Here is a 22,550-nt window from a genome sequence, read left to right on the forward strand (position 1 = left end):
CGGGGCCGGGGCCGGGGCCGGGGTCAGCGGGACAGCGCGTCCCGCACGGCCTCCTCGGTGCGGGCGACGACGGCCGTGCCGTCCTCCGCGGTGATGATGGGCCGCTGGATCAGCTTCGGGTGCGCCGCCAGCGCCTCGACCCAGCGGTCCCGGGCGCCCTCGTCCCGGGGCCAGTCCTTGAGCCCGAGTTCCTTCGCGGCGGCCTCCTGGGTCCGGGTGATGTCCCAGGGCTCCAGGCCGAGCCGACCCAGCACGGCCCGGATCTCGTCCGGGCCCGGCACGTCCTCCAGGTAGCGGCGCACGGTGTAGTCGGCGCCCTCGGCGTCCAGCAGGGTCAGCGCGGCGCGGCACTTCGAACAGGCGGGATTGATCCAGATCTCCATGCTCCCCAACGTACCGCCAAAGTGCTGCCAAAGTGCCGCCAAAGCCCTTCCGACCAGGGGCGATTGTCAGTGGGGGCGACTAAAATCGGGGGTGAAGGCAAGGGCCCCGGGGAGGGCTCTCGCCCACCGTTCGCCAGGAGGTCGCGCATGGCTCTCGCCGTGGTCCGGACACCGTCCATCGAGCCCTGGAAGCCGCTCCAGAAGCAGCCGCTGCCCGCGGGGCGCCCCCGCGAGTGGTACGTCACGCACAACCGCCGTCTGAAGGCCATGCGCCTCGCGATCGCCCTGCTCGACGCGGGCGTCTACCTCCCGTCGCGGGCGACCAACGCGAAGATACGCGCGACCGCCGTCCAGCTCGGCATCCACCCGCCGTCCGACACCACCTGCCACATGGTCCGGGCCCTGATCCGCTACGGCCGCTGACCCAGGCGGGCGCTGCCCGGCACCGCCGGTGCCGGACAGCGCCCCTTCCCGCCCCCCCCGGGACCACCGCCCCCCGGGACTACCAGGCCACCGGCAGTCGCTCTGGCAGCCGCTTCATGAAGTTGGTGCGCCACACGAGCTGTTCGACCGGCACCGCGAGCCGCAGCCCCGGGAGCCGGTCGAGCAGCGTCTCCAGGGCGAGCTCCGCGTGCCGCTTCCCGAGCGCGGTGGCCGGGCAGTAGTGCCGGCCGCCGCCGAAGGAGAGGTGGTCCGCCGCGTTCTCCCGGCCGGGCCGGAAGGCCAGCGGGTCGGCGAAGTGCCCGGGGTCGTGGTTGGCCGCCTCCACGAGCACCAGCACCAGCTCGCCCTTACGCACCAGCACGTCACCCAGCCGCACGTCCTCCAGCGCGAGCCGGGGCAGCCCGTCGCCGATGGACAGGTTCACCCGCAGCAGCTCGTCCATCGCCCCGGCGACCCCGCCCGTGACCAGGGCCTCCCGCACCTCCGGCCGGGTCAGCACGGACACCAGCGCCATCGTCAGGAAGCCGGCGGTGGAGATCACCCCGGCCCCGAAGAAGGTGACGCCCACGGTCGCGAGCATCTCGTCCGTCAGGTGCGCGTACTCCGGGTCGTCCCGCAGCGCCGCCAGCTCCGCCATCAGCCCGCCGGTCGCCGGGTCGTCCAGCCGCGCCACCATGTACGCCATGTCCCGGTCCCAGTTGAGCCGGGCCGCCTCGATCTCGCGCGGCGCGTTCATGAAGGCCACGTCCAGACTGCGCAGCAGCCGCGGCCCGTCCTCCTCGGGTATGCCGAGGATCCGGCAGTGCAGCCCCGCCGAGTACGGATCGGCGAACCCGGACCGCAGCTCCCCGGGCGCCCCCTCGCCGAGCAGCGCGTCCACCAGCGCGTGGGCCCGCCGCCGCAGCCACTCCTCAAGACCCGGCGCCTTCGGGCTGATCGCCTTCATGACCGCCTTGCGCAGCCCCGCCCCGGTGATGTTGCCCATGTTGTTCACCACGTGCGGCGGGATCGTCAGCGCGTACTGCCGGGGCGCGCCGGGCGCCGAGGTGTCCTTGAGGCTGAACCTCGGGTCTTCGAGCACCTGCCGGCACAGCGCGTACGAGGAGACCAGCCAGGCCTCCGCGCCCGCGATGGTCCGCACCTTGCGCACCGGCTCGTGCCGCAGCCGCGCGACCTCCTCGGGCAGCCGGGTGCCGTCCCAGTCGAAGGGGAAGGCGGGCAGGCTCTCGACGGTGGTGGCCGTCATCGCGACCCTCCTTCGTCCGCGGTGTGCGCGGTGGGCGTGAGGATGCCGTGCCCCTGGTTGCGCGAGGCACGCAGCCCGGACCCCCGGGCGTACAGCAGGTCGGCGAGCGGCAGCGCCTGGTGATAGACGTTGAGCGAGGACGGCACCCCGAGGATCGCGGGGGTGTCCAGGAAGAGCGGCGCCTCGGCGCAGATGTACTCCCGGCACACCTCCCGCTGCCGCTCGGTGATCTCCTGGCCCGGCGTCAGCTTCCCGGCCAGGAAGATCCCGGCCAGCGCGTCGCAGGTGCGCCGCACCACCGGGTCCCCGGCCACCGCCGCGACGGTCTCCACGTGCAGCGTCCGGTAGGCGGGCACGGAGGTGAACTCCGACATCCCGCGCGCCCGCAGGCGCACCCCCGAGGGGTCCTCCTCGGCCACGGCGGCGTGCACCTTCGCGCGCACGCCCCGCAGGTTCTTCACGGCCTTGCGCCGCGCCTCCTCGGCCCCGTACCCGAGCGCCTCGTACATGTCGGCGACGTGCAGATCGGTGTAGACGAAGTCGACCCGCTCGAAGTGCGCGAGCCCCCAGCGCGCCAGATCGCGCAGTCGCTGGGCCGTGAAGTAGCTGTTCCCCGGGGAGACGCCGATGACCACGTGCGCGCCCTCGTCGGCGATGACGCGGCAGTGGCCGGTGTACGGCTGGAGTTGGAGCGTCTCTGCAGGGGCGATGGCCGCCTGAGTCACGTTCGATTCCTCATCGCGCCAGCTAGTCCCAGCGGAGCCCAGTGCTCCGGGTGTGGCGGCAGCGACGACGACACGCTACCGATCCGTCACGGAGAGCGAATGGTCTACCGGTGAGTAGGGGCGGGAATTCGTCACCTCTTCGCATTCCGGTCGTACGCGCGACACAGACGACACAGACGACGGGGACGACGGGGACGACAGGGACGACACCGACACCGACATCGACGGCGCCACAGGCGGCGACGCGGGCCGAAGCCGAGAGCAGCCTCCGCGCGCCGGGCCCCGCGCGCCGGGCTCACCGCTCGGCCGCCCCCCCCTCAGAGTCAGTGCCGCTCCCGGGCCGCCAGCGCCGCCCGGAAACGGTTCTGCGCGCCCAGGCGCCGCATGAGCGCGGCGATGTGCCTCCGGTAGGTCCGGACGGACATGCCGAGCTCGCGGGCGCCCGCCTCGTCCTTGTCCACCCGCGCCATGGTGCGCAGCACCCGCCCCTCGACAGGGCTCGGGAGCTCGTCCGCGAGCGGGGCGGAACGCGCCCAGCGGGCCTCGAAGAGGGCGAGCAGAGGGGCCAGCGGGCCCGGCTGGCGGACCACCAGGGCCGCCCCTCGCGAGGTCCGCCGGATCGGTGGCCACCAGGGCGGTCCGCCGGTCGAAGACCACCATCCGCTCCAGCGGCCCGGCGGTGACCCGGACCCGGGCGCCGCCACCGGCCTCCGGCAATGCCCTGGGCTTCGTCCTCGTCGCGGCCGGCGGCCTGGCCGTGACCGGGGCCCTGGTGATCCTGCTCCACGAGTGGCGCCGCCGCTGCCGCACCGAGGAGGAGTGAGCGGGGGGAACGGACGGACGGACGGGCCCCGGGCCGGCGAGATGCCGGCCCGGGGCCCGTCCGTCATGGTGCCGAGGTGCGCGCGGGTCCGTGGACCCCCACCGGCTTAGAGGTCGAAGTAGAGCTCGAACTCGTGCGGGTGCGGGCGCAGCTGGATCGGGGCGATCTCGTGGGTGCGCTTGTAGTCGATCCAGGTCTCGATCAGGTCGGAGGTGAAGACGCCGCCGGCCTGGAGGTACTCGTTGTCGTCCTCGAGGGCGCGCAGGACGGCCTCCAGGTTGGTCGGGACCTGCTGGACGTTCGCGTGCTCCTCGGGAGCCAGCTCGTACAGGTCCTTGTCGATCGGCTCCGCGGGCTCGATCTTGTTCTTGATGCCGTCGAGGCCCGCGAGGAGCAGGGCGGAGAAGGCGAGGTACGGGTTCGAGGACGGGTCGGGCGCGCGGAACTCGACGCGCTTGGCCTTCGGGTTCGAGCCCGTGATCGGGATGCGCATGGCGGCGGAGCGGTTGCGCTGCGAGTACACCATGTTGACCGGGGCCTCGAAGCCCGGGACCAGGCGGTGGTACGAGTTCACCGTCGGGTTGGTGAAGGCGAGCAGCGACGGGGCGTGCTTGAGGATGCCGCCGATGTAGTAGCGCGCGGTGTCCGACAGGCCCGCGTAGCCGGCCTCGTCGTAGAACAGCGGGTCGCCGTTGGACCAGAGCGACTGGTGGACGTGCATGCCCGAGCCGTTGTCGCCGAAGATCGGCTTCGGCATGAAGGTCGCGGTCTTGCCGTTGCGCCAGGCGACGTTCTTGATGATGTACTTGAACAGCATCAGGTCGTCGGCGGAGGCGAGCAGGGTGTTGAACTTGTAGTTGATCTCCGCCTGGCCGGCGGTGCCGACCTCGTGGTGCTGGCGCTCGACCTGCAGGCCGACGTTCTCCAGCTCCAGGGACATCTCCGAGCGCAGGTCGGCGAAGTGGTCGACCGGCGGGGCCGGGAAGTAGCCGCCCTTGTAACGGACCTTGTAGCCGCGGTTGTTCTCCTCCGCACCGGTGTTCCAGGCGCCGGCCTCGGAGTCGATGTGGTAGAAGCCCTGGTTCGCGGAGGTCTCGAAGCGCACCGAGTCGAACACGTAGAACTCGGCCTCGGGGCCGAAGTAGGCGGTGTCGGCGATGCCGGTGGAGGCCAGGTAGGTCTCCGCCTTCTTCGCGATGTTCCGCGGGTCGCGGCTGTAGGCCTCGCCCGTGATCGGGTCGTGGATGAAGAAGTTGATGTTGAGCGTCTTGTCGCGGCGGAAGGGGTCCACCCGGGCCGTCGACAGGTCGGCGCGCAGGGCCATGTCCGACTCGTGGATGGCCTGGAAGCCGCGGATCGACGAACCGTCGAACGCGAGCTCATCCGCCGGGTCGAAGGCCGTCGCCGGGATCGTGAAGTGCTGCATCACGCCCGGAAGGTCGCAGAAGCGGACGTCGACCATCTTGACGTCGTTGTCCTTGATGAACTTCTGGACCTCGTCGGCGTTCTGGAACCCGTGCTTCTCGGACATCCAACTCCTCCTACTCCCGGCCCGGGGAGGGGCGGGGTTTGCAGCTCGGTCGTGCGGCCAGTGCGGTGGCACACGCAGGACCCGACCATAGGTAGACGGGATTTCTCAAGCATGACCCATTTGTTTCGTCGAAGTTAACCGGGGCGGGTCTGCCGCGGGCCACCCAGGGTCTCCCGCCTACCCAGGCCGAAGTGATCGAAAACGGGCACAGTACCGTGGTCGCGTGGACAACAGGCAAGCACTCGGATCATGGCTCTCCGGACCGCGCGCGGCGGCGGAGGAGGCCGGTGTCGACTTCGGCTACCGGGGGCAGCAGCTCGGTCTGCCCGAGGAGGGGCCCGGCTCGATCGCCCGCCCCGGCCGCCGCCTCGGCGCCCTCGCCGTCGACTGGGCCCTCTGCATGGTGATCGCATACGGCCTGATCACCGACGGCTACAGCCAGGCCACCGGCAACTGGGCGCTGGTCATCCTGCTGGTCATGAGCGTGCTCACGGTCGGCACGGTCGGCTTCACCCCCGGCAAGCGCCTCTTCGGCCTCCGGGTGGTCTCGGCGCGCGGCGGACGGCTCGGCCTCCCGCGCGTGGTGCTGCGCAGCGTCCTCGTCTGCCTGGCCCTGCCGGCCCTGATCTGGGACCGGGACGGCCGAGGTCTGCACGACCGCTTCTCCGGCGCCGTCCAGGTCCGCATCTGACGGCGGGCGCGGCACCCGGCGCGGCACCGGGCGCGGGAACGCGAAACGGGAGGCGCCCCGGACCGGGTCGGTCCGGGGCGCCTCCCGTTTCGCGTCAGGCGCTCAGCGCATCTTTCCGCCGCGAGGCATCCGCATGCCCTTCGGCATCGGACCCTTCGGCAGGGGCATGTTGCTCATCAGGTCGCCCATCGCCCGCAGCCGGTCGTTGGCGACGGTCACCTGGGGGCCGGAGAGGAGCCGCGGAAGCTTCAGCATCTTCGTGCGGACCTTCTTCAGCGGCACCTGGCCCTGGTCCTCGTCGTTGCCGACGATGATGTCGGTCACCGGCACGTCCACGACGATCCGGGCGACCTTCTTCTTCTCGGCCGCGAGCAGCGTCTTCAGCCGGTTCGGGTTGCCCTCGCCGACCAGCACGACGCCCTGACGGCCGACCGCCCGGTGCACCACGTCCTGGTTGCGGTTCATCGCGACCGCCGGGGTGACCGTCCAGCCGCGCCCGATGTTCTGCAGCACCGCCGCCGCCGCGCCCGGCTGGCCCTCCATCTGCCCGAAGGCCGCCTTCTCGGCGCGCCGCCCGAAGACGATGGCCATCGCCAGGAACGCCAGCACGAAGCCGAGGATGCCCAGGTAGACCGGGTGACCGATCAGGAAGCCGATCGCGAGGAGGACACCGAGTACGACGATGCCCACGCCCGCGACGACGAGACCGACCTTCGGGTCGGCCTTCCGGGTCATCTTGTACGTGAGGGCGATCTGCTTCAGTCGCCCGGGGTTCGCGGCGTCAGCGCCGCCCGTGTTTGCCTTCCTCGCCATGTCCAGAAGTTTACGTGGCCCGGGACGCGCGGCCCGACACCGCCTCCAGGACGTGCTGGGCCTCGACCCGGTCCTTCGCCCGGCGGCGGTCCTCCAGGACGGAGGTCCAGGCGTTGCGACGGGCCCTGCGCTGGCCTCGGGAGAGCAGCAGGGACTCGACGGCCCGGAGGGCGTCGGTGACGGACGGGAGCGCCGTGGCGCGGATCTGCGCGGCCTGCATGGGAGGGGGCCTCCGTGAACGCTCGGTGGCGGTGAGTGAGTACAGCCTCACGCATCGGTGTTACCAGGGCGTGACCCGGCGGTCAAACACTGATGAAACCCTGATGCGCCGACGCGGCCGCCCCGGAGGGACGGCCGCGCCGGGCGAGGCGGGAAAAGGCCCGGTCAGACGGCCTGGGCGGCGTTCGCGCCCTCGGCCGCGCCCGCGCGCTTCTCGATGGCCTGCTGGTAGAGGCGGCCGGCCCGGTACGAGGAGCGGACCAGCGGGCCCGACATCACACCGGAGAAGCCGATCTCGTCGGCCTCCTCCTTCAGCTCCACGAACTCCTGCGGCTTCACCCAGCGCTCGACGGGGTGGTGCCGGACGGAGGGGCGCAGGTACTGCGTGATGGTGATCAGCTCGCAGCCCGCGTCGTGCAGGTGCTGGAGGGCCTCGCTGATCTCCTCGCGGGTCTCGCCCATGCCGAGGATCAGGTTCGACTTCGTGACCAGACCGTAGTCACGGGCCTTGGTGATGACGTCCAGCGAGCGCTCGTAGCGGAAGCCGGGGCGGATCCGCTTGAAGATCCGGGGCACCGTCTCGACGTTGTGCGCGAAGACCTCGGGGCGGGACGCGAAGACCTCTTCGAGGAGCTCCGGGACCGCGTTGAAGTCGGGGGCGAGCAGCTCGACCTTGGTGCGGCCCTCGGCGCGGGCGGCGGTCTGCTCGTGGATCTGGCGGACGGTCTCCGCGTACAGCCAGGCGCCGCCGTCCGCCAGGTCGTCGCGGGCGACGCCGGTGATGGTGGCGTAGTTCAGGTCCATCGTGACGACGGACTCGCCGACGCGGCGCGGCTCGTCACGGTCGAGCGCCTCCGGCTTGCCGGTGTCGATCTGGCAGAAGTCGCAGCGGCGCGTGCACTGGTCGCCGCCGATGAGGAAGGTGGCCTCGCGGTCCTCCCAGCATTCGAAGATGTTGGGACAGCCCGCCTCCTGGCAGACCGTGTGCAGGCCCTCGCTCTTCACCAGGCCCTGGAGCTTGTTGTACTCCGGGCCCATCTTCGCGCGGGTCTTGATCCACTCGGGCTTGCGCTCGATGGGGGTCTGGGCGTTCCGGACCTCCAGGCGCAGCATCTTGCGTCCGTCGGGTGCGACTGCGGACACATCGGCTCCTGTAGCTTCGATTCTTCGGCGCACACCAGGGTACGCCGTTGCTTCCCATGCCTTACTACGTCTGGCCAACCTCTGGCCAGGACCACGCATTCCTCAGACGGCGGCGGAGGCGGTCTGCGCGGCCTCGGTGCCCGCGCCCGCCTCGGCGGGCGCGGCGGGCGCGGCGGGGCGCTCGACCTCGCGCGGCCGGAGGTCCGCGCCCTCCAGGACCTCCCGCAGGTGCCGCTCGACGACCGGGAGCACCTCCTCGATGGTGACGTCCCGGCCCAGCTCGTTCGCGAGCGAGGCGACCCCGGCGTCCCGGATGCCGCAGGGGATGATCCGGTCGAACCAGGTGTTGTCCGGGTTCACGTTCAGCGCGAAGCCGTGCATCGTGACGCCCTTGGCGACCCGGATGCCGATCGCGGCGAGCTTGCGGTCCTCGCGCCGCTGGCCCGCGTTGGAGGGGGCGTACTCGGGCCCGTTGAGCCGGGGGTCGAACTCCTCGTCGGTCAGCCGGGGGTCGAAGTCCAGCGAGAGCCCGCCGAGCGCCGGGCGCCGCTCGACCGGGTCGCCGAGCACCCAGACCCCGCTGCGGCCCTCGATCCGGGTGGTCTCCAGACCGAAGTCGGCGGCCGTGCGGATCAGCGCCTCCTCCAGGCGGCGGACGTGGGCGACCACGTCGACCGGCCGGGGCAGCTTCATGATCGGGTAGCCGACGAGCTGGCCGGGCCCGTGCCAGGTGATCTTGCCGCCTCGGTCCACGTCGACGACCGGGGTCCCGTCCAGGGGGCGCTCGTTCTCGGCGGTGCGCCGGCCCGCCGTGTAGACGGGCGGGTGCTCCAGCAGCAGACAGGTGTCCCCGGTCTCGTCCGCGAACCGGGCGGCGTGCACCTCGCGCTGCTTGTCCCACGCCGTCCGGTACTCCACGGCGTCCTCGCCGAAGCCCAGACGGACGAATCGCAGCTCACTCACGGCCATGCCTCCTCCTGGATGCCGAAGGCCGGGTTCCGGGGGTCGTCCCGGGGCGGGAGCCGGCTCGGCACCATGCGTCATACGCGCCCATGCCACTGTACGGCGGCCCCGAGCACCTGCCGAACAGCCGTCCGGCAGGCGCTCGGGGCCGCGAGCGCGCTGCTCCGGAGCCCTTCGCTTCGGGCGCGGCCGTGAACAACCCTCCGTGATCCTCACACTAGGGAATGAACGGCTCTCTGACCTGCGGCTGAGCAACCGGCTCGCTCTCTGAGCCGGCACATCCCAGCACGAGGCCGGCACCGGCTGGGCGACGAGCCCAAACGCCTTGTCCAGGACGTCTTGTCTCAGCTCTCCGTGTCGAGCCACACGCGGTGCTCGCCGTGGCCGGTGACCGTGAGCCCGAACCGCTCGAACCCGGGCCGCTCGTTGTCCACCCACCACTGGTAGGCGGTCTCCGTCTCGTCCCACAGGTTCCGGGGACCGGCCTGTACGACGTCGAACGTGTCGGCGTCCGGCTCGTAGTCGGTGGACGCCCACGACTCGCCGTCGAGGCTGTACGTCCACAGCGTGTACGAACCGTCGTCGTACCGCTCGACGGTCCAGAAGACGTCCGGCACCCGGATGCCGATGACGAACTGTTCTTGCCAGCCTTCGACGGCGGCGGGTGAGAGCTTGGTCTTGCTCCTGGCGCCGTCGGCGGGCCACTCCCGGCCCTTGAGGTAGGAGTCGTGGGGCGGGAAGGCGGGGCGCTGCTGCCGGAGTCTCATGAACGCGCTGGACCGCGTGAACATGCCCCGGGCCGATCCGTTCTCCCGCACGGTGAGACACGTGATGCCCTCCCCGCCGTACAGCGGCCCCCACGGGGCGACGATGAGACCGCCGGGAACGGTCTGTTCGATCCACGCGGGAGGGATCTTCCCCGACCGAGCAGGTGGCGATGATCCGGTGGTACGGGGCGTTGCCCGCGAACCCGGCGCGCCCGTCCCCGACGACCACGAGCGGGGTGAGTCCGACACCCTTGAGGTTCTGCCGGGCGCCGTCCGCGACAGCTTGGTCGAACTCGGCCGACGTCACGTTCTTCGAGCCGAGCCGGTGTGCGAGAAGGGCGGCGTTCCAGCCGGTGCCGGTACCGATCTCCAGGACCCGGTGACCCTCGCGGACGTTCAGGTCGGACAGCATCGAGAAGACCATGTGCGGCTGGGAGCTGGAACTCGTCGGCGTAGTCCCAGGCCCGTCCCCCTGGTGCTCCCCGCCGTCCCACTGTGTCGTCAGGGGGATGTCGGAGTACACGGCCTCACGCCACGCGTCCGGGTCGTTCGCACGGTCCACCAACGCGTTCTGGCGGGTGCCGTCCGCGATGCCGGGCCACACCCGGTCGGGGACGAACATGTCACGGGGTACGGCCTTGTAGGTGGGGATCCAGTCCGTTTCGAGTGCGCCCGACCGTACGAGCGCGGAGGCGAGCCGCGCCGGGCCCGCCTCCTTCGTGCGCGTGTCCACAGGCCGCCTACTTCGAGGGGCCGGAGCCGTCGGACGGGTTCCCGCCGCTCGTCTCCGAGCCGCCGCCGCCGTGGCCGCGCCCGCTGCTGCCGTCGTCCTGCTGGCTCCCGCCGCTTCCGGAGCCGGTTCCGCCACCGTGCTTACCCGACATAGGTGCGTTCCCTTCGATCGACTTCTCTGCGAGCCTCCACCCGGAAGGGTGGAGTGGTCCCCTTGTCCGGAGTCGAACCGGAGTCCCCGTGCTTCCGGCCGTTCCCTGGGATCGTGGGAAAGCGCGGGCTCTTCCTGACTGAGCTACAAGGGGTGATGGTGCGCTTCGTCCGCCCTGACCGGCTCAGCCCGGGTAACCCTGGCGTGATCGGTGTAGACACGTCGGAACAGGTCGTGTCCGGGCGTGAGGCCCGTGTGCCCGAGGGCCCAGTCCTGCGCGTCGTCCTGCCCGGCCATCGGACCGGAACCGGCCCCGCACCCGGGGGTGACACAGAACGTCTCGAAGGTGGTCCCGCCGTCAGGCTCGTGCCGGATGGTGTGGTTGGCGAAGCGGAGAACGGCCCGGGTCACTTCCCGCCCGCCTTCGTGGCGGGGGCGCACGGGCTGTGCCAGTAGCCGACCAGAGCCCCGACACCATCGGGGAGCGTCAGGCTTCCGCGTCTGCACGGCTCAAGCGTCCGCAGTGGCACGTCACAGGCCGGGCACGTCTCACCCTTCGGGGCGAACGTCTCGTACTCCCCCTGTCGCGCGTCGGTCGTAGTCACGTTCGCCATGTGGAGCCCTCCGCCGTCGCCTTTGGTCCGCGGTCATCCTCAACCCGGTTGGGGCGGTGTAGGCGGTTCATGCGCGATGTGGACTAAAGATCATCTGAGGGCCGCTGAGCAGCCCTCAAAGAAGGCGCGGGCATCCTCCCCGAACAGCGCCCGGTCCTCAAGGCGGGCGAACTCCTCAAGGTGGCTCATCACGTCCCGAGGGTCGCGGAAGACCATGACCCCGGACGACAGCTCGACGGTCGCCATGCGGTCGTCGTAGACGGTGAAGGTGTTCAGTGGGGCGGGCCCGGTGGGCACCGTTAGGGGGATGACGCCGAGCCTGACGTTCGGCAGGTGGGTAAGCGAGGCTAGGCGGTCGATCTGTACGGCCAACGCGTCTGGTCCGACGAGGGGCCACCGGACGGCTTGCTCGGTGAGAACGAACGTGAACCGCTTCGAGCGGTCGTAGAGCACCTGTTGCCGTTCGAGCTTCCGGGCGATCGTCTTGGAGTGGTCGCCAGCGATGTGGGCGAGGCTCGCTCGGATGTACTCCGGCGTCGAGAGAAGGCCCGTGATCATCGACAGCAGGAAGAATCGGAACTGAGCTGACGATGCCTCAAGGCCGGCAAGCTCAAGCTGCTTCTTGTCCAGGCCCTTGCGGCGCATTCCACGGGCGCCTTGCCACTCCGTGTTCGCTAGCCGGGCCAGGGCCATGACCTGAGTGACCAGAGCCGGGGGAGCCTCACAGGCTCGCAGGAGCTGTTCCACGTCCACGAGGGACGGGCGTACCTTGCCGTTCTCGATACGGCTGACCTTGGACTGAGACATGTTGCAGCGGGCAGCGGCCCGGACCCCTGAGAGCCCGGACCGCTTGCGTACCGCCTTGAGAAGGGCCGCTAGCTCCTCGCCAGACTGCCCTAGCTCCTCAGGCTCGACACTCACCTAGTGATGTACTCCAGGAATGGCACGGACGCCTCTACGGCGGTGCGCTGGTACTCGATGAACGGGGCAGGGTCGCCCTCGTACAGTTCGCGGCTGATCTGCTTGCCGTCCGGCTGGTAGTGCATGAGTACGACCGTGGAGCGGTCGAAGATCCAGAAGTCTTGGGGCCCCCTCGGTTCTAGGCCCCCGCCGGGCCTGATGACCATGACCGTACGGAGAGGCCCTCGGGGCCGTCTATGCGTGAACGCGACTATGCGCGTGTTCGCATAATCCCGCTTCCCATGAAGCAGGCAGCTTGACTCCGCGGAGGCTGCTGGACGAGACCCACGAACGAGCCCCCCCGCCGAAGCGGGGGGTCTTTCTGTCTCAGCACCAAATCAGCGCCGCTGCACCTGTCTGGAATTGACCTATCTAGATGCGGCAGTTGCTCAGGTCGGAGCGTCGCAGGTCAGATCGATGCGACAACCATGCTCCCTGCTCCTCACACGATCGGATGAATCTGGGGCGAAGGTGGCGGTTAGGGCGGAGTAGGCCGCTAAATTCACGCCGTTCCATGAGGGCCCAAGAGGGTCCAAGAGGGTCCATGCCGGGCGGGCTGCCACCCGGGCCCGGAAGGCAGGAGACCGCACAGCTGATGACGGAACGACCCCCGCAGCGCATCCCGAACCGCCAGCTCGCCGCGCTCATCACCGAGGCCGGCTTCTCCAACGCGGGCCTCGCCAGACGGGTGGACCAGCTCGGCCTGGAGCACGGGCTCGACCTGCGGTACGACAAGACCTCGGTCACCCGCTGGCTGCGCGGCCAGCAGCCGCGCGGCACCACGCCGGCGCTGATCGCCGAGGTCTTCACCCGGCGCCTCGGGCGCCGGCTCTCCGCCCAGGACCTCGGGCTCGACGCCTGCGCCCCGGTCTACGCCGGGCTGGAGTTCGCCGCCACGCCCGAGGAGGCCGTGGACATCGTCAGCGGGCTGTGGCGCAAGGACTCCGGCAGCCACGCCGAGCTGCGGAAGATCGCCTTCACCCCGGCCGGGCTCGTCGTCCCCAGCCGCGACTGGCTGATCGGGCGCGCCGACGAGCGGGTCGCCCGGGGCGAGGCCGGCGGCCCCGCCGCCGAGCGGGTGCCCGCCCAGGGCCGCTTCTCGGTACCCCGCCAGCGCGGCACCGACCGGGGCCCCGGCCAGCGGGTCTCCGGCGGCGACATCGCGGCCCTGCGCTCGGTCGGCGAGCTCTTCCGCACCCTCGACCACGCCTACGGCGGCGGCCACGCCCGCCAGGCCCTCGTCCGCTACCTGGAGCACGAGGCCGAGCCGATGCTGCGCGGCAGCTACGGGGAGCACACCGGCCGCCGCCTCTTCGGCGCCGCCGCCGACCTCACCCGGCTGGCCGGCTGGACCTCGTACGACATCGCCGCCCACGGCCTCGCCCAGCGTTACTTCGTCCAGGCGCTGCGGCTCGCGCAGGCCGCCGGGGACCGCGCCTACGGCTCGTACGTCCTGATCACCATGAGCCACCAGGCCGTCTACCTCGGGCACGGCCGCGAGGCCGTCCAGCTCGCCCGGGTCGCCCAGCAGGGCGTCGGCTCCGCCGCCCCGCCCGTCGTCCAGGCGCTCCTGTACTCGGTGGAGGCCCGCGGCCACGGCGTGCTCGGCGACGCGCGGGCCTGCGGCGCCTCCCTCGCCCGGGCCGAGCGCGCCCTGGAGGCGGCCCGGCCCGGCGACGAGGTGCCCTACTGGGCGCGGCCCTTCGACGAGGCCCAGCTCGCGGACGAGTTCGGGCACTGCCACCGCGACCTCCAGCAGTACCGGGCCGCCGCCCAGCACGCCGAGCGCGCCCTCCAGCTCCGCGCGCCCGGCTACGCCCGCAGCCGGCTCTTCTGCCGCGTCGTCCTCGCCTCCGCCCGGCTCGCCCTCGGGGAGCTCGACCAGGCCTGCGCGCTCGGCGCCGAGGCCGCCCAGCAGGCCTCCGAGATGCGCTCGGCCCGCGCGGTCGAGTACGTCCGCGACTTCGAGCGCCGCCTGGAGCCCTACCGCGACGCCCCGGCCGTCCGCACCTACCGCGACCGGGTGGCCGCGCTGGGATAGCCCTGGCCGCCCGTCCCGTCAGGCCGCCCGCTCCGCGGGTGCCGGGCCCGCCGGGCGCAGCCCCAGGTCCGCCAGGAGCGTCAGGGCCGCCCGGCGCGCCGAGGTGAGCGCGCCGACCGGGGTGCCGGTGGCCCGGTGGTCCCCGCACACGTAGAGGCCCGAGAGCACCCGGACCGGGCGCTCCGGGTCGAACGGGGGCCGCATCGCCGGGAAGGCGTGCGGGGTGTGGCGCAGCGCCAGCAGCTCCCACTCGTCCGTGGACGTGCCGTACAGCGTCGCCAGGTGCTTGCGGACCCGCCGCTCCGTGTCGTCCGGCGCGGTCCCCAGCACCGTCGAGGTGATCAGCGTCCGCCCGTCCGGCGCCCGCGACGGGTCGACCGCGCTCATCACGGCCGTGTGCGCCACCGGGCCGCCCGCGTCGGACTCCAGCAGCAGCACCGGCTCCCCGGTCGGCGCGAGCGGTGCCGTGTGGTGCAGCACGGTCGCCGCGTGGTACTCCGGCACGCACAGCCCCGGCAGGAGCTCCGCCGCCGTCCGGCCGCCGGTCGCCAGGACCACCGCGCGGCAGCCGAACACCCCGTGCTCCGCCGTCGTGACCCGCGCGATCGACACCTCGGTGACCCGCACCCCGGTACGGACCGTGCCCGGCGGCAGCGCCGCAGCGAGCCGCCCCGGCAGCGCGTCCGAGCCGCCGGCCGGCACGCTCACCCGGCCCCGGGCGAAGGACCGCAGCGCGAGGTCCGCGCGGCGGCTGGAGGTCGACAGGTCCGGGTCGCCCAGCAGCGCGGCCACCAGCGGACGCAGCACGCCCTGGACCGTACGGGCGGGCAGCCGGGCCGTCAGCGCCTCGCGGGCGCCCCGCTCCGCGCGGCCGAGCAGCCGCTGGGCGGGCGTGGTGGCCAGCCGGACCAGCGAGGCGCCCAGCCGCGCCTGGTCGAGCGAGGTGGCCGGATTCCGCGGGGCGCTCGCGAGGGCGCGTGCCCGGGCGCGTGCTCCCCCCATCCCCGGGGCTCCCGCGCCCCGTGAGGTCCACGGGGCGTGCGGCGCCCCCCAGCGCCCGTACCGGCCGTCGCTGTGCACGACGACCCCCGGGGCGAAGGGGCGCAGCGGGACGCCCTCCAGTTGCGGCGTGGTCAGCAGTGGCCCGAGCAGGTCGAGCCGGAAGCCGTCGACGGTGTCCGTCGCCATCCGGCCGCCGATCCGCGGCGCGGCCTCCAGGACCGTGACCGAGAGCCCCGCCTCGGTCAGCAGCCTGGCCGCCGCGAGACCCGCGACCCCGGCTCCTACGACGACGACGTCCGAGTTGTTGAGCACGTGCCCCTCCCCAGGTCGGCGCGGTTGGTGGGAGGCCTATGCCCCCAACATGCCCCCGGAATGCCCGAGTTCGCAGAAGAGTAGGCAGCGCTCCCACACCGTGGAGCCGCGCGCGACGGGGTGCACGCAGCACGAGGGAGCGCACGGCGGGTGAAGCGGGGACGGGCGGGGTGGGTGAAGCGGGGACGGGCGGGGTGGGAGAAGCGGGGACGGGCGGGGTGGGTGAAGCGGGGACGGGCGGGGTGGGTGAAGCGGGGACGGGCGGGGCGGGAAAGCCGCGAGGTGGCGGGGGGTGCCGGGGCCGGAGGCCGCGGGCGCGGCCGGCGGGGCCCCGGCGCGGCCGTCGGCGGCCGGCGCCTCCCTCAGCGGGCGGCGGCCCGTACCGCCTCGTCGATGGTCGGGAAGGCGAAGTCGAAACCCGTCTCCAACAGGCGCCCCGGCAGCACCCGCTGACTCCCCAGCACGTCCTGTGCGAACTCCCCGAGCGCCAGCCGCAGCGCGGCGGCCGGCACGTGGCAGAAGGCCGGGCGGTGCAGCACCCGGCCCATCGCGGCGGTCACCTCGCGGTTGGTGACCGGCTCGGGCGCGGTCAGGTTCACCGGGCCGGAGACCCCGGGGGTGTCCATCAGATGCCGCAGCGCGGCGACCTCGTCGTGCAGGGCGATGAAGCTCCAGTACTGGCCGCCGTCGCCCATCCGGCCGCCGAGCCCGGCCCGGAAGATCGGGAAGAGCCGCCCCCAGGCGCCGCCCTCGCGGGCCACGACCAGGCCGGTGCGGGCGTACGCGACCCGGATGCCGGCCGCTTCGGCGGGCGCCGCCGCGGCCTCCCACTCGACGCACACCGAGGGCAGGAAGCCCTCGCCCGCGGGCGCGCTCTCGTCCACCGCGCGGGAGCCGGTGTCGCCGTAGTAGCCGAGCGCGGTGCCGCAGACCAGCACCTCGGGCGGCTCGGCCAGCGAGGCGAGGGCCTCGGCGACCGCGCGGGTGCCGCGCACCCGGCTGTCCCGGATCTCCTTCTTGTACGCCTCGCTCCAGCGCCGCTCGCCGACGCCCGCGCCCGCCAGGTGCACGACCGCGTCGACCCCGACGAGCCCGGCGGCGTCCACGTACAGCCGCGCGGGGTCCCATTCCACCTCGTCGGCCGAGGCGGCGGGCCGCCGGACCAGGCGCAGGACGTCGTGGCCGTCGGCGCGCAGGGAGCGCACGAGGGCGGAACCGATCAGGCCCGTCGCTCCGGTGACGGCGACGCGCTTGCGGGGGGCGGGGCGGGAGGAGGGCTGCATGGCCTCATCCTGCCCCTTTCCGGCCGGTCCGTGGCACAGTGGCCCGCATGATCGTTCCGGAGATTCGGATACGCGCGGCCCGGCTCGCCGACGAGCCCGCCCTCGCCGCGCTGGACCGCGCCACCTGGTCGCCGCTGCACGCGGTGCTGCCCGCTCCTCAGGGCGACGAGCCGTTCTTCGACGAGCGCCATCCGCCCGAGGACTACCTCGTCGCGGAGCTGCCGGAGGCGGGCCTCGTCGGCTTCATCCGGCTGGTCCGGGCCGTCCCGCTGGCCAGCACCGCGCATGTGCGCCAGATCCAGGGCCTCGCCGTCGGCGAGGCCGCCCGGGGCAAGGGGGTCGCCCGCGCGCTGGTGCGCGCCGCGCTGGACCGGGCCCGGGACCAGGGCGCGATCCGGGTCACCCTGGGGGTGCTCGGGCACAACGCCCCGGCCCGCGCGCTCTACGAGACGGAGGGCTTCGCGGTCGAGGGCGTCCTGCCGGGGGAGTTCCTGCTGGAGGGGGCGTACGTGGACGGCGTCCTCATGGGGCGCTCGCTGGACTGAGCGCGCTCGGCGGACCGAGCGGGGTCCGTGGCTCCGGCGCGCGGGCGCGGCCGGCCCCGGACCCGCCGCGCCCGGGGGCTCAGGCCCCGTCCGCCCCCAGGATCCGCAGGCCGCCGGTCAGTTCGCGCAGACAGCGGACCGCGAGCGCGGCCGGGGCGCCCTCGCCGTGGACCGGGGCGTCCGTCTCGGCCCAGGTCTCCAGGGCGACCCGGATCGCGCCCGTCGCCGCCGCGGCGGCCAGGCGCAGCTCCAGGGGGTCCGCCGCCGGGCCCGCGAGGCCGGACAGCACCTCCCGCAGACGCTCCTCCGACTCCTGGTTGACCCGGTACCAGACGGCCCGCAGCGCCGGGTCGTGCGCCGCCGCGCGCAGCAGCCCGCGGGTCCAGCGCAGGCCCTCCGCCGCCTCCTCGTCCTCGGCGGCGAGCGACGCGGCGATCGAGCGCTCCAGGGCGGCGGGCAGCGCCGTGCCGGGCGCGGTGCCCGCGGCGAGCTCGGCACGCCAGCGCTCGGCGCCGCCGGCGAGCAGCGGGGCCACCGCGTCCTGCTTGGAGCGGAAGTAGCGGTAGAAGGTGCGCAGCGCGACCCCGGCCCGCTGGGCGATGTCCTCGGCGGTGGTGTCGTCCGGGCCGCGCTCGGTGAAGAGCTCGGCGGCGGCACGGGCGATGTCCAGCTGGGTGGCCGCCTTGCGGCGCTCGGTCAGGGAGGGGGTCCTCGCGGGGGCGGCGCGGCCGGCAGGGGGGTTCGTGTCGCTCACGCCACCCAGCGTACGCCCGCGACTGCCAGGAGTGCACGTCATGCAGCTATGGCAAAACGTGCCACTTGGGCGTACGGTGGCAGACATCTCCCCAGATAGCTCGACATCGAGAGGTTGCGTCATGAACCAGCTCACCCGCTACGAAGGACGCCGCGCCCTGGTCACCGGCGGCGGCTCCGGCATCGGCCAGGCCACCGTCCTGCGGATGCTCGCGGAGGGCGGCACCGTCGTCGCCGCCGACATCAGTGAGGACGGCCTCAAGGACACCGTCGCCAAGGCCGGCGAGCACGCCGCCCGCCTCACCACCCTCGTCGTCAACATCGGCGACGAGACCTCCGTACGCGAGGGCGTCGCCGCCGCCGTCACCGCCCTCGGCGGCCTGGACGTCCTGGTCAACGCGGCCGGCATCCTGCGCTCCTCGCACACCCACGAGACCAGCCTCGACGCCTTCGAGCAGGTGCTGCGGGTCAACCTGACCGGCACCTTCCTCATGATCCGTGAGGCCATCCCCGCGCTCCTGGAGGGCGACGGCGCCGCCGTCGTCAACTTCTCCTCCACCTCCGCGATGTTCGCCCACCCCTACATGGCGGCCTACGCGGCCAGCAAGGGCGGCATCCAGTCCATGACCCACGCGCTCGCCGCCGAGTACGCCAAGCAGGGCATCCGCTTCACCGCCGTCCAGCCCGGCTCCATCTCCTCCGGCATGACCGACGGCAGCGGCGCCAGCAAGCAGTCGGCCGGCCCCGGCCTGCCCGAGGACACCGACTGGTCGCTCTTCGCCAAGCTGGCCCCCGCCCTCGGCCAGGGCTTCGCGGGACCCGAGACCGTCGCCGGCGTCGTCGCGATGCTCGCCTCCGAGGACGGCCGGTTCATCACCGGCACCGAGGTCCGCATCGACGGCGGAACGCACTTCTGATGTCCGCCGCCCCGGTATCGGCCGCCGAGGTCTTCGCCGGCCGCACCGCCGTCATCACCGGAGCCTCCTCCGGTATCGGCGCCGGACTCGCCCGGCACGCCGCCTCCCTCGGCATGAGGCTGGTCCTCGCCGACATCGCCGCCGACCGGCTCGCCGCCTTCGCCGAGGAGCTGCGGGCGACCGGCGCCGAGGTCGAGGCCGTCGTCACCGACGTCTCCGACCCCGCCTCCGTCGTGGCGCTCGCCGACACCGCGTACACCCGCTTCGGCGTGGTCGACCTGCTGGTCAACAACGCCGGGATCATGGCCATGGGCTACTCCTGGGAGATCCCGGCGGAGCGCTGGGACGCCATGCTGCGGATCAACATCGGCGGCTACGTCAACGGCATCCGGGCCTTCGTCCCCCGGATGCTGGAGCGCGGCGAGAAGGCGTGGGTCGTCAACGTCTCCTCGGTCGGCGGCCTGCTGCCGAGCCCGCTGATGGCCCCGTACAGCGTCACCAAGTTCGGCACCCTCGCGCTCAGCGAGTCGCTGCACTACGAGATGCTGATGAAGGGCGCGCCGATCCAGGTGTCCGTCGTGACCCCCGGCTCGGTCAAGAGCGAGATCTTCAGGGCCGCCCGGCCCGGCGGGAGCGAGCCCCCGGAGATCGCGGCCTTCAACGAGCGGCTCCAGCGCCTCGCCGACGAGCACGGGCTGACCGCCGAGGAGCACGCCGAGCGGGTCTTCCAGATGGTCGCCGAGGGGAAGTACTGGGCGATCCCGCAGCCCGAACAGCTCTTCCCCGCCCTCCAGCCGAGGACCGACATGATCCTCGCGCGGGAGAACCCCGAGCTGCGGCTCGGGGGCTGACCGGACCGCCCGGTCCGGTCCCGGCGGCCCCACCCCCTCCGTCAGCCGGGACCGAACCGGGCCCACAGCCGAGGGAAGCGGCCCGCGAGCACCCCGTCGTCCGCCAGGTCGAGCGGGGTGCCCGCCGGTTCCGCGGCCTGCGGGGGGATCCCCAGGTCCGGCGCCTCCACCCCGGTCAGCCGCTCGTACGCCTCGTCCGCCGCGAAGCCCAGTTCCTCGCCGTCCCCGTCGATCTCCTCGTCGAAGGCGTCCAGCAGCTCCGCCAGCGCGTCCGGCTCGTGCACCGCCCCCTCGAACACCTCCCGGCCCTGGCCGATCAGCCAGCAGCGGAAGGAGTCGAAGGCGTCGTCGTCCGCCCCGTCGAACAGCACCACCGCCGCGCCCCACAGCTCCCAGCTGTACGCCCGGTTGAAGCGGGCCTCGAAATGGCGCGCGAAGTCCAGGACGGCGTCCGGGTCCAGCCGCGTCAGCCGCTCCACGAGCAGCTCGGCGTGCTCCTCCGGGTCGCCGTCGGCGCCCTCCCGGGTGGAGTCGATGATCTCCCAGAACTCCGTCTCGTCCATCACGGGTCCAGCATCGTGGCTGCCGCCGTGCGACGCACCCGGAAACGGCCGAAAACAATCCGGACGGAAGATGTCGGGATTAGCTGACAGGGTCGTTCCATGACCACCGAAACGCAGCCCCTCACCGGCCGGATCGCCCTCGTCGCCGGCGCCACCCGAGGCGCCGGGCGGGCCATCGCCGTCCAGCTCGGCACCGCCGGCGCCACCGTCTACGTCACCGGCCGCACCACCCGCGACAAGGTCAGCGAGGTCGGCCGCGCCACCGAGACCATCGAGGAGACCGCCGAACTCGTCACCGCCGCCGGCGGCACCGGCGTCGCCGTCCCCACCGACCACCTCGACCCGGAGCAGGTCCGCGCCCTGATCGAGCGGATCGACCGCGAACAGGGCCGGCTCGACATCCTCGTCAACGACGTCTGGGGCGGCGAGCACCTCCTCACCTTCGGGACGAAGAGCTGGGAGTACGACCTCGACAGCGGGCTGCGGATGCTGGAACTCGGCGTGAAGACGCACGCCATCACCTCCCACACCGCGCTCCCGCTGCTGATCCGCGCCCCCGGCGGGCTCGTCGTCGAGGTCACCGACGGCACCGCCGCCTACAACGGCACCCGCTACCGCGAGAACCTCTTCTACGACCTCGCCAAGAACGCCCCGATCCGGATGGCCTTCGGCCTCGGCGAGGAGTTGAAGGAGCACGGCGGCACCGCCGTCTGCGTCAGCCCCGGCTGGCTCCGCTCCGAGCAGATGCTCGCCCACTTCGGCGTCACCGAGGAGAACTGGCGCGACGCCGTGAAGGACCTCCCCGACTTCGGCGTCTCCGAGTCCCCGGTCTACGTCGGCCGGGCCGTCGCCGCCCTCGCCGCCGACCCCGGCCGGGCGCGCTGGAACGGGCGCTCGGCCGACAGCGGACAGCTCGCGAAGGAGTACGGCTTCACCGACGCCGACGGCTCCCGGCCCGACTCCTGGGGCTTCATCGTCGCCAAGGAGACCGACCCGGACGCCCGGGTGGAGGACTACCGCTAGGGGACCGCCGTCAGGACGGCCCGTACACCCCGGCCAGCGCGCGGGCGGCCGCCGCGAAGCGGGCGCGCAGGGAGGCGGGGGACAGCACCTCCGCCTCCGCGCCCAGGCCCAGCAGCTGCCCGAAGGCCACGTCCTCGCTCTCCACCGGCAGCGTCACGGTGACCCGGCCGGCCGCGTCCGGGGTCCCCGCCGCCAGCGCCTCCTCGGCCGCCGCCCGGTCCGTCACGTGCGGCAGCCGCCGCGCCCCCTCGGGGCTCAGCCGCACCACCGCCTCCGCGCGCAGCAGGGAGCGGGCGAACTCGGCGGACCGCTCGGTCCAGAACGCCGCCAGGTCGAAGCCCGCGTCCCGCTCGAAGCGCCCGTCCGCCGCCACCACCTCGGTGAACCGGTCCACCCGGTAGGTGCGGAAGGAGCCGCCGTCCGCCGGCCGGGCGCACACGTACCAGACGCCCGCCTTCAGGACGAGACCGTACGGCTGGAGCGCGCGCTCCACCTCGCCGTCGCCCCGCCGGTAGCGGGCCCGCACCGGCCGGTCGTCCCAGACCGCCTCCGCGAGCGGCGCGAGCAGCGCGGGCGTCTGGGGGTCCTGGTACCAGGCGGGCGCGTCCAGGTGGAAGCGCCGCCCGACCGCCTCCGGCGCGTCCCGCACCGAGGGCGTCAGCGCCGCCGCCACCTTCAGGCGCGCCGCCGAGGCCGCGTCCGCGAGCCCCAGGTCCCGCAGCGCCTCGGGCAGCCCCGACAGGAACAGCGCCTCGGCCTCGCCGCGCGCGAGCCCGGTGAGCCGGGTCCGGTAGCCGCCGACCAGCCGGTAGCCGCCGGCCCGGCCCCGGTCGGCGTAGACCGGCACCCCCGCCTCCGAGAGGGCGAGGGCGTCCCGGGTGATGGTGCGCTCCGACACCTCCAGCTCGGCGGCGAGTTCGGCGGCCGTCATGGACGGCCGGGACTGGAGCAGGAGCACCAACTTGATGAGGCGGGCGGCGCGCATGACTCCATCATGCGCGCCGCCCGCCTCGGGTGGATCAAGCGGCCTCCACCGGCCGGGGGCCGGTGACCGC

At 73.0% G+C, this 22,550-nt stretch carries 26 protein-coding genes, 1 tRNA gene and 2 pseudogenes; 8 read left to right on the forward strand and 21 right to left on the reverse strand.

Annotation, left to right across the window (positions count from 1 at the left end; all coding sequences use genetic code 11):
- Positions 1–23: 23 nt before the first annotated feature.
- Entirely contained in the window at positions 24–383 is a 360-nt protein-coding gene (locus tag ACZ6J5_RS12660; protein WP_362480414.1) for an arsenate reductase family protein, read from the reverse strand.
- A gap of 147 nt (positions 384–530) precedes the next feature.
- Here ACZ6J5_RS12660 and ACZ6J5_RS12665 point away from each other — a divergent pair, with 147 nt between their 5' ends.
- Positions 531–806 carry a hypothetical protein gene (locus ACZ6J5_RS12665; protein WP_362480417.1) on the forward strand — a complete coding sequence of 92 codons (276 nt, stop codon included), beginning with the start codon at positions 531–533 and terminating at the stop codon, positions 804–806.
- A gap of 79 nt (positions 807–885) precedes the next feature.
- Here the strand turns inward: ACZ6J5_RS12665 and ACZ6J5_RS12670 are convergent, their stop codons facing one another.
- The 3 genes from ACZ6J5_RS12670 to ACZ6J5_RS12680 form a co-directional block, all read right to left on the reverse strand.
- Positions 886–2,073: a cytochrome P450 gene (locus tag ACZ6J5_RS12670; protein WP_469390637.1), complete on the reverse strand. Its 1,188-nt coding sequence runs from the start codon at positions 2,071–2,073 to the stop codon at positions 886–888.
- Positions 2,070–2,798, reverse strand: coding sequence for a cyclodityrosine synthase (locus ACZ6J5_RS12675; RefSeq protein ID WP_469390639.1), 729 nt, complete (start codon positions 2,796–2,798; stop codon positions 2,070–2,072). The genes ACZ6J5_RS12670 and ACZ6J5_RS12675 overlap by 4 nt, the downstream gene beginning before the upstream one ends.
- Positions 2,799–3,121: 323 nt before the next feature.
- A complete protein-coding gene (locus ACZ6J5_RS12680) occupies positions 3,122–3,388 on the reverse strand; it encodes a helix-turn-helix domain-containing protein (RefSeq protein WP_469390641.1) in 267 nt (88 codons plus the stop codon).
- A gap of 32 nt (positions 3,389–3,420) precedes the next feature.
- On the opposite strand from ACZ6J5_RS12680, the gene ACZ6J5_RS12685 reads away from it, so the two are divergent.
- On the forward strand, positions 3,421–3,621 hold the full coding sequence (locus ACZ6J5_RS12685; RefSeq protein ID WP_469390643.1) for a hypothetical protein: 201 nt from the start codon (positions 3,421–3,423) through the stop codon (positions 3,619–3,621).
- A gap of 106 nt (positions 3,622–3,727) precedes the next feature.
- Here ACZ6J5_RS12685 and glnA read toward each other — a convergent pair whose 3' ends face one another.
- The gene (gene glnA / locus ACZ6J5_RS12690; RefSeq protein ID WP_469390644.1) at positions 3,728–5,152 is read right to left on the reverse strand and encodes a type I glutamate--ammonia ligase; all 1,425 of its coding nucleotides are present in this window, start codon (positions 5,150–5,152) and stop codon (positions 3,728–3,730) included.
- Between the two features lie 223 nt (positions 5,153–5,375).
- Here glnA and ACZ6J5_RS12695 point away from each other — a divergent pair, with 223 nt between their 5' ends.
- Positions 5,376–5,843: an RDD family protein gene (locus ACZ6J5_RS12695; RefSeq protein WP_469390646.1), complete on the forward strand. Its 468-nt coding sequence runs from the start codon at positions 5,376–5,378 to the stop codon at positions 5,841–5,843.
- A 102-nt stretch (positions 5,844–5,945) separates the two neighbouring features.
- Here the strand turns inward: ACZ6J5_RS12695 and ACZ6J5_RS12700 are convergent, their stop codons facing one another.
- From ACZ6J5_RS12700 to ACZ6J5_RS12750, 11 genes and pseudogenes are all read right to left on the reverse strand, one after another.
- The gene (locus ACZ6J5_RS12700) at positions 5,946–6,656 is read right to left on the reverse strand and encodes a DUF4191 domain-containing protein (protein ID WP_469390648.1); all 711 of its coding nucleotides are present in this window, start codon (positions 6,654–6,656) and stop codon (positions 5,946–5,948) included.
- A gap of 10 nt (positions 6,657–6,666) precedes the next feature.
- Complete coding sequence (locus tag ACZ6J5_RS12705) at positions 6,667–6,876, reverse strand: SCO2195 family GlnR-regulated protein (protein WP_469390650.1); 210 nt, start codon at positions 6,874–6,876, stop codon at positions 6,667–6,669.
- A 164-nt stretch (positions 6,877–7,040) separates the two neighbouring features.
- Positions 7,041–8,018: a lipoyl synthase gene (gene lipA, locus ACZ6J5_RS12710; RefSeq protein ID WP_469390652.1), complete on the reverse strand. Its 978-nt coding sequence runs from the start codon at positions 8,016–8,018 to the stop codon at positions 7,041–7,043.
- A gap of 102 nt (positions 8,019–8,120) precedes the next feature.
- A complete protein-coding gene (gene lipB, locus ACZ6J5_RS12715; protein ID WP_469391346.1) occupies positions 8,121–8,981 on the reverse strand; it encodes a lipoyl(octanoyl) transferase LipB in 861 nt (286 codons plus the stop codon).
- A 344-nt stretch (positions 8,982–9,325) separates the two neighbouring features.
- Positions 9,326–9,748, reverse strand: coding sequence for a hypothetical protein (locus ACZ6J5_RS12720; protein ID WP_469391382.1), 423 nt, complete (start codon positions 9,746–9,748; stop codon positions 9,326–9,328).
- A 202-nt stretch (positions 9,749–9,950) separates the two neighbouring features.
- Positions 9,951–10,370, reverse strand: a pseudogene (locus ACZ6J5_RS12725) (rRNA adenine N-6-methyltransferase family protein); the annotation flags it as partial.
- Between the two features lie 118 nt (positions 10,371–10,488).
- A complete protein-coding gene (locus ACZ6J5_RS12730) occupies positions 10,489–10,632 on the reverse strand; it encodes a hypothetical protein (RefSeq protein WP_469390654.1) in 144 nt (47 codons plus the stop codon).
- Positions 10,633–10,686: 54 nt separating this feature from the next.
- A tRNA-OTHER gene (locus ACZ6J5_RS12735) sits at positions 10,687–10,785 on the reverse strand.
- A complete protein-coding gene (locus tag ACZ6J5_RS12740; RefSeq protein WP_469390655.1) occupies positions 10,776–11,138 on the reverse strand; it encodes a DUF7848 domain-containing protein in 363 nt (120 codons plus the stop codon). Before ACZ6J5_RS12740 ends, ACZ6J5_RS12735 begins: the two co-directional genes overlap by 10 nt.
- A 197-nt stretch (positions 11,139–11,335) precedes the next feature.
- The gene (locus ACZ6J5_RS12745) at positions 11,336–12,166 is read right to left on the reverse strand and encodes a helix-turn-helix domain-containing protein (RefSeq protein ID WP_469390657.1); all 831 of its coding nucleotides are present in this window, start codon (positions 12,164–12,166) and stop codon (positions 11,336–11,338) included.
- A pseudogene (locus ACZ6J5_RS12750) lies at positions 12,163–12,336 on the reverse strand (DUF6879 family protein); the annotation flags it as partial. The pseudogene ACZ6J5_RS12750 and the gene ACZ6J5_RS12745, both read right to left, overlap by 4 nt.
- A gap of 464 nt (positions 12,337–12,800) precedes the next feature.
- Here ACZ6J5_RS12750 and ACZ6J5_RS12755 point away from each other — a divergent pair.
- Positions 12,801–14,246, forward strand: coding sequence for a regulator (locus ACZ6J5_RS12755; RefSeq protein ID WP_469390659.1), 1,446 nt, complete (start codon positions 12,801–12,803; stop codon positions 14,244–14,246).
- 18 nt (positions 14,247–14,264) lie between these two features.
- On the opposite strand, the gene ACZ6J5_RS12760 is transcribed toward ACZ6J5_RS12755, so the two are convergent.
- Entirely contained in the window at positions 14,265–15,560 is a 1,296-nt protein-coding gene (locus tag ACZ6J5_RS12760) for an NAD(P)/FAD-dependent oxidoreductase (protein WP_469390661.1), read from the reverse strand.
- Positions 15,561–15,922: 362 nt separating this feature from the next.
- The gene (locus tag ACZ6J5_RS12765; RefSeq protein WP_469390663.1) at positions 15,923–16,843 is read right to left on the reverse strand and encodes a TIGR01777 family oxidoreductase; all 921 of its coding nucleotides are present in this window, start codon (positions 16,841–16,843) and stop codon (positions 15,923–15,925) included.
- A gap of 47 nt (positions 16,844–16,890) precedes the next feature.
- On the opposite strand from ACZ6J5_RS12765, the gene ACZ6J5_RS12770 reads away from it, so the two are divergent.
- Complete coding sequence (locus ACZ6J5_RS12770; RefSeq protein ID WP_469390665.1) at positions 16,891–17,388, forward strand: GNAT family N-acetyltransferase; 498 nt, start codon at positions 16,891–16,893, stop codon at positions 17,386–17,388.
- 79 nt (positions 17,389–17,467) lie between these two features.
- Here ACZ6J5_RS12770 and ACZ6J5_RS12775 read toward each other — a convergent pair whose 3' ends face one another.
- Positions 17,468–18,184, reverse strand: coding sequence for a TetR/AcrR family transcriptional regulator (locus ACZ6J5_RS12775; protein WP_469390667.1), 717 nt, complete (start codon positions 18,182–18,184; stop codon positions 17,468–17,470).
- Positions 18,185–18,263: 79 nt separating this feature from the next.
- Between ACZ6J5_RS12775 and ACZ6J5_RS12780 the strand changes: the two genes are divergently transcribed.
- Together ACZ6J5_RS12780 and ACZ6J5_RS12785 are read left to right on the forward strand one after the other, a co-directional pair.
- Positions 18,264–19,058, forward strand: a complete 795-nt coding sequence (locus ACZ6J5_RS12780; protein ID WP_469390669.1) for an SDR family NAD(P)-dependent oxidoreductase — start codon at positions 18,264–18,266, stop codon at positions 19,056–19,058.
- A complete protein-coding gene (locus ACZ6J5_RS12785; RefSeq protein ID WP_469390671.1) occupies positions 19,058–19,909 on the forward strand; it encodes an SDR family NAD(P)-dependent oxidoreductase in 852 nt (283 codons plus the stop codon). The genes ACZ6J5_RS12780 and ACZ6J5_RS12785 overlap by 1 nt, the downstream gene beginning before the upstream one ends.
- Before the next feature lie 41 nt (positions 19,910–19,950).
- Here the strand turns inward: ACZ6J5_RS12785 and ACZ6J5_RS12790 are convergent, their stop codons facing one another.
- Positions 19,951–20,472: a DUF4240 domain-containing protein gene (locus ACZ6J5_RS12790; protein ID WP_469391348.1), complete on the reverse strand. Its 522-nt coding sequence runs from the start codon at positions 20,470–20,472 to the stop codon at positions 19,951–19,953.
- A gap of 99 nt (positions 20,473–20,571) precedes the next feature.
- On the opposite strand from ACZ6J5_RS12790, the gene ACZ6J5_RS12795 reads away from it, so the two are divergent.
- Positions 20,572–21,495, forward strand: a complete 924-nt coding sequence (locus ACZ6J5_RS12795; protein ID WP_469390673.1) for an SDR family oxidoreductase — start codon at positions 20,572–20,574, stop codon at positions 21,493–21,495.
- 10 nt (positions 21,496–21,505) lie between these two features.
- On the opposite strand, the gene ACZ6J5_RS12800 is transcribed toward ACZ6J5_RS12795, so the two are convergent.
- Complete coding sequence (locus ACZ6J5_RS12800; protein ID WP_469390675.1) at positions 21,506–22,480, reverse strand: helix-turn-helix transcriptional regulator; 975 nt, start codon at positions 22,478–22,480, stop codon at positions 21,506–21,508.
- Between the last annotated feature and the right edge of the window lie 70 nt (positions 22,481–22,550).

Source organism: Streptomyces sp. NPDC042100, from assembly GCF_055582325.1.

Bases quoted from the DNA above. Each gene is read 5' to 3' on its own strand.
- ACZ6J5_RS12660 (WP_362480414.1), bottom strand. From the start codon at position 383: ATGGAGATCTGGATCAATCCCGCCTGTTCGAAGTGCCGCGCCGCGCTG.
- ACZ6J5_RS12665 (WP_362480417.1), top strand. From the start codon at position 531: ATGGCTCTCGCCGTGGTCCGGACACCGTCCATCGAGCCCTGGAAGCCG.
- ACZ6J5_RS12670 (WP_469390637.1), bottom strand. From the start codon at position 2,073: ATGACGGCCACCACCGTCGAGAGCCTGCCCGCCTTCCCCTTCGACTGG.
- glnA (WP_469390644.1), bottom strand. From the start codon at position 5,152: ATGTCCGAGAAGCACGGGTTCCAGAACGCCGACGAGGTCCAGAAGTTC.
- ACZ6J5_RS12700 (WP_469390648.1), bottom strand. From the start codon at position 6,656: ATGGCGAGGAAGGCAAACACGGGCGGCGCTGACGCCGCGAACCCCGGG.
- ACZ6J5_RS12705 (WP_469390650.1), bottom strand. From the start codon at position 6,876: ATGCAGGCCGCGCAGATCCGCGCCACGGCGCTCCCGTCCGTCACCGAC.
- ACZ6J5_RS12720 (WP_469391382.1), bottom strand. From the start codon at position 9,748: ATGAGACTCCGGCAGCAGCGCCCCGCCTTCCCGCCCCACGACTCCTAC.
- ACZ6J5_RS12730 (WP_469390654.1), bottom strand. From the start codon at position 10,632: ATGTCGGGTAAGCACGGTGGCGGAACCGGCTCCGGAAGCGGCGGGAGC.
- ACZ6J5_RS12755 (WP_469390659.1), top strand. From the start codon at position 12,801: ATGACGGAACGACCCCCGCAGCGCATCCCGAACCGCCAGCTCGCCGCG.
- ACZ6J5_RS12765 (WP_469390663.1), bottom strand. From the start codon at position 16,843: ATGCAGCCCTCCTCCCGCCCCGCCCCCCGCAAGCGCGTCGCCGTCACC.
- ACZ6J5_RS12770 (WP_469390665.1), top strand. From the start codon at position 16,891: ATGATCGTTCCGGAGATTCGGATACGCGCGGCCCGGCTCGCCGACGAG.
- ACZ6J5_RS12775 (WP_469390667.1), bottom strand. From the start codon at position 18,184: ATGACGTGCACTCCTGGCAGTCGCGGGCGTACGCTGGGTGGCGTGAGC.
- ACZ6J5_RS12780 (WP_469390669.1), top strand. From the start codon at position 18,264: ATGAACCAGCTCACCCGCTACGAAGGACGCCGCGCCCTGGTCACCGGC.
- ACZ6J5_RS12785 (WP_469390671.1), top strand. From the start codon at position 19,058: ATGTCCGCCGCCCCGGTATCGGCCGCCGAGGTCTTCGCCGGCCGCACC.
- ACZ6J5_RS12790 (WP_469391348.1), bottom strand. From the start codon at position 20,472: ATGGACGAGACGGAGTTCTGGGAGATCATCGACTCCACCCGGGAGGGC.
- ACZ6J5_RS12795 (WP_469390673.1), top strand. From the start codon at position 20,572: ATGACCACCGAAACGCAGCCCCTCACCGGCCGGATCGCCCTCGTCGCC.
- ACZ6J5_RS12800 (WP_469390675.1), bottom strand. From the start codon at position 22,480: ATGCGCGCCGCCCGCCTCATCAAGTTGGTGCTCCTGCTCCAGTCCCGG.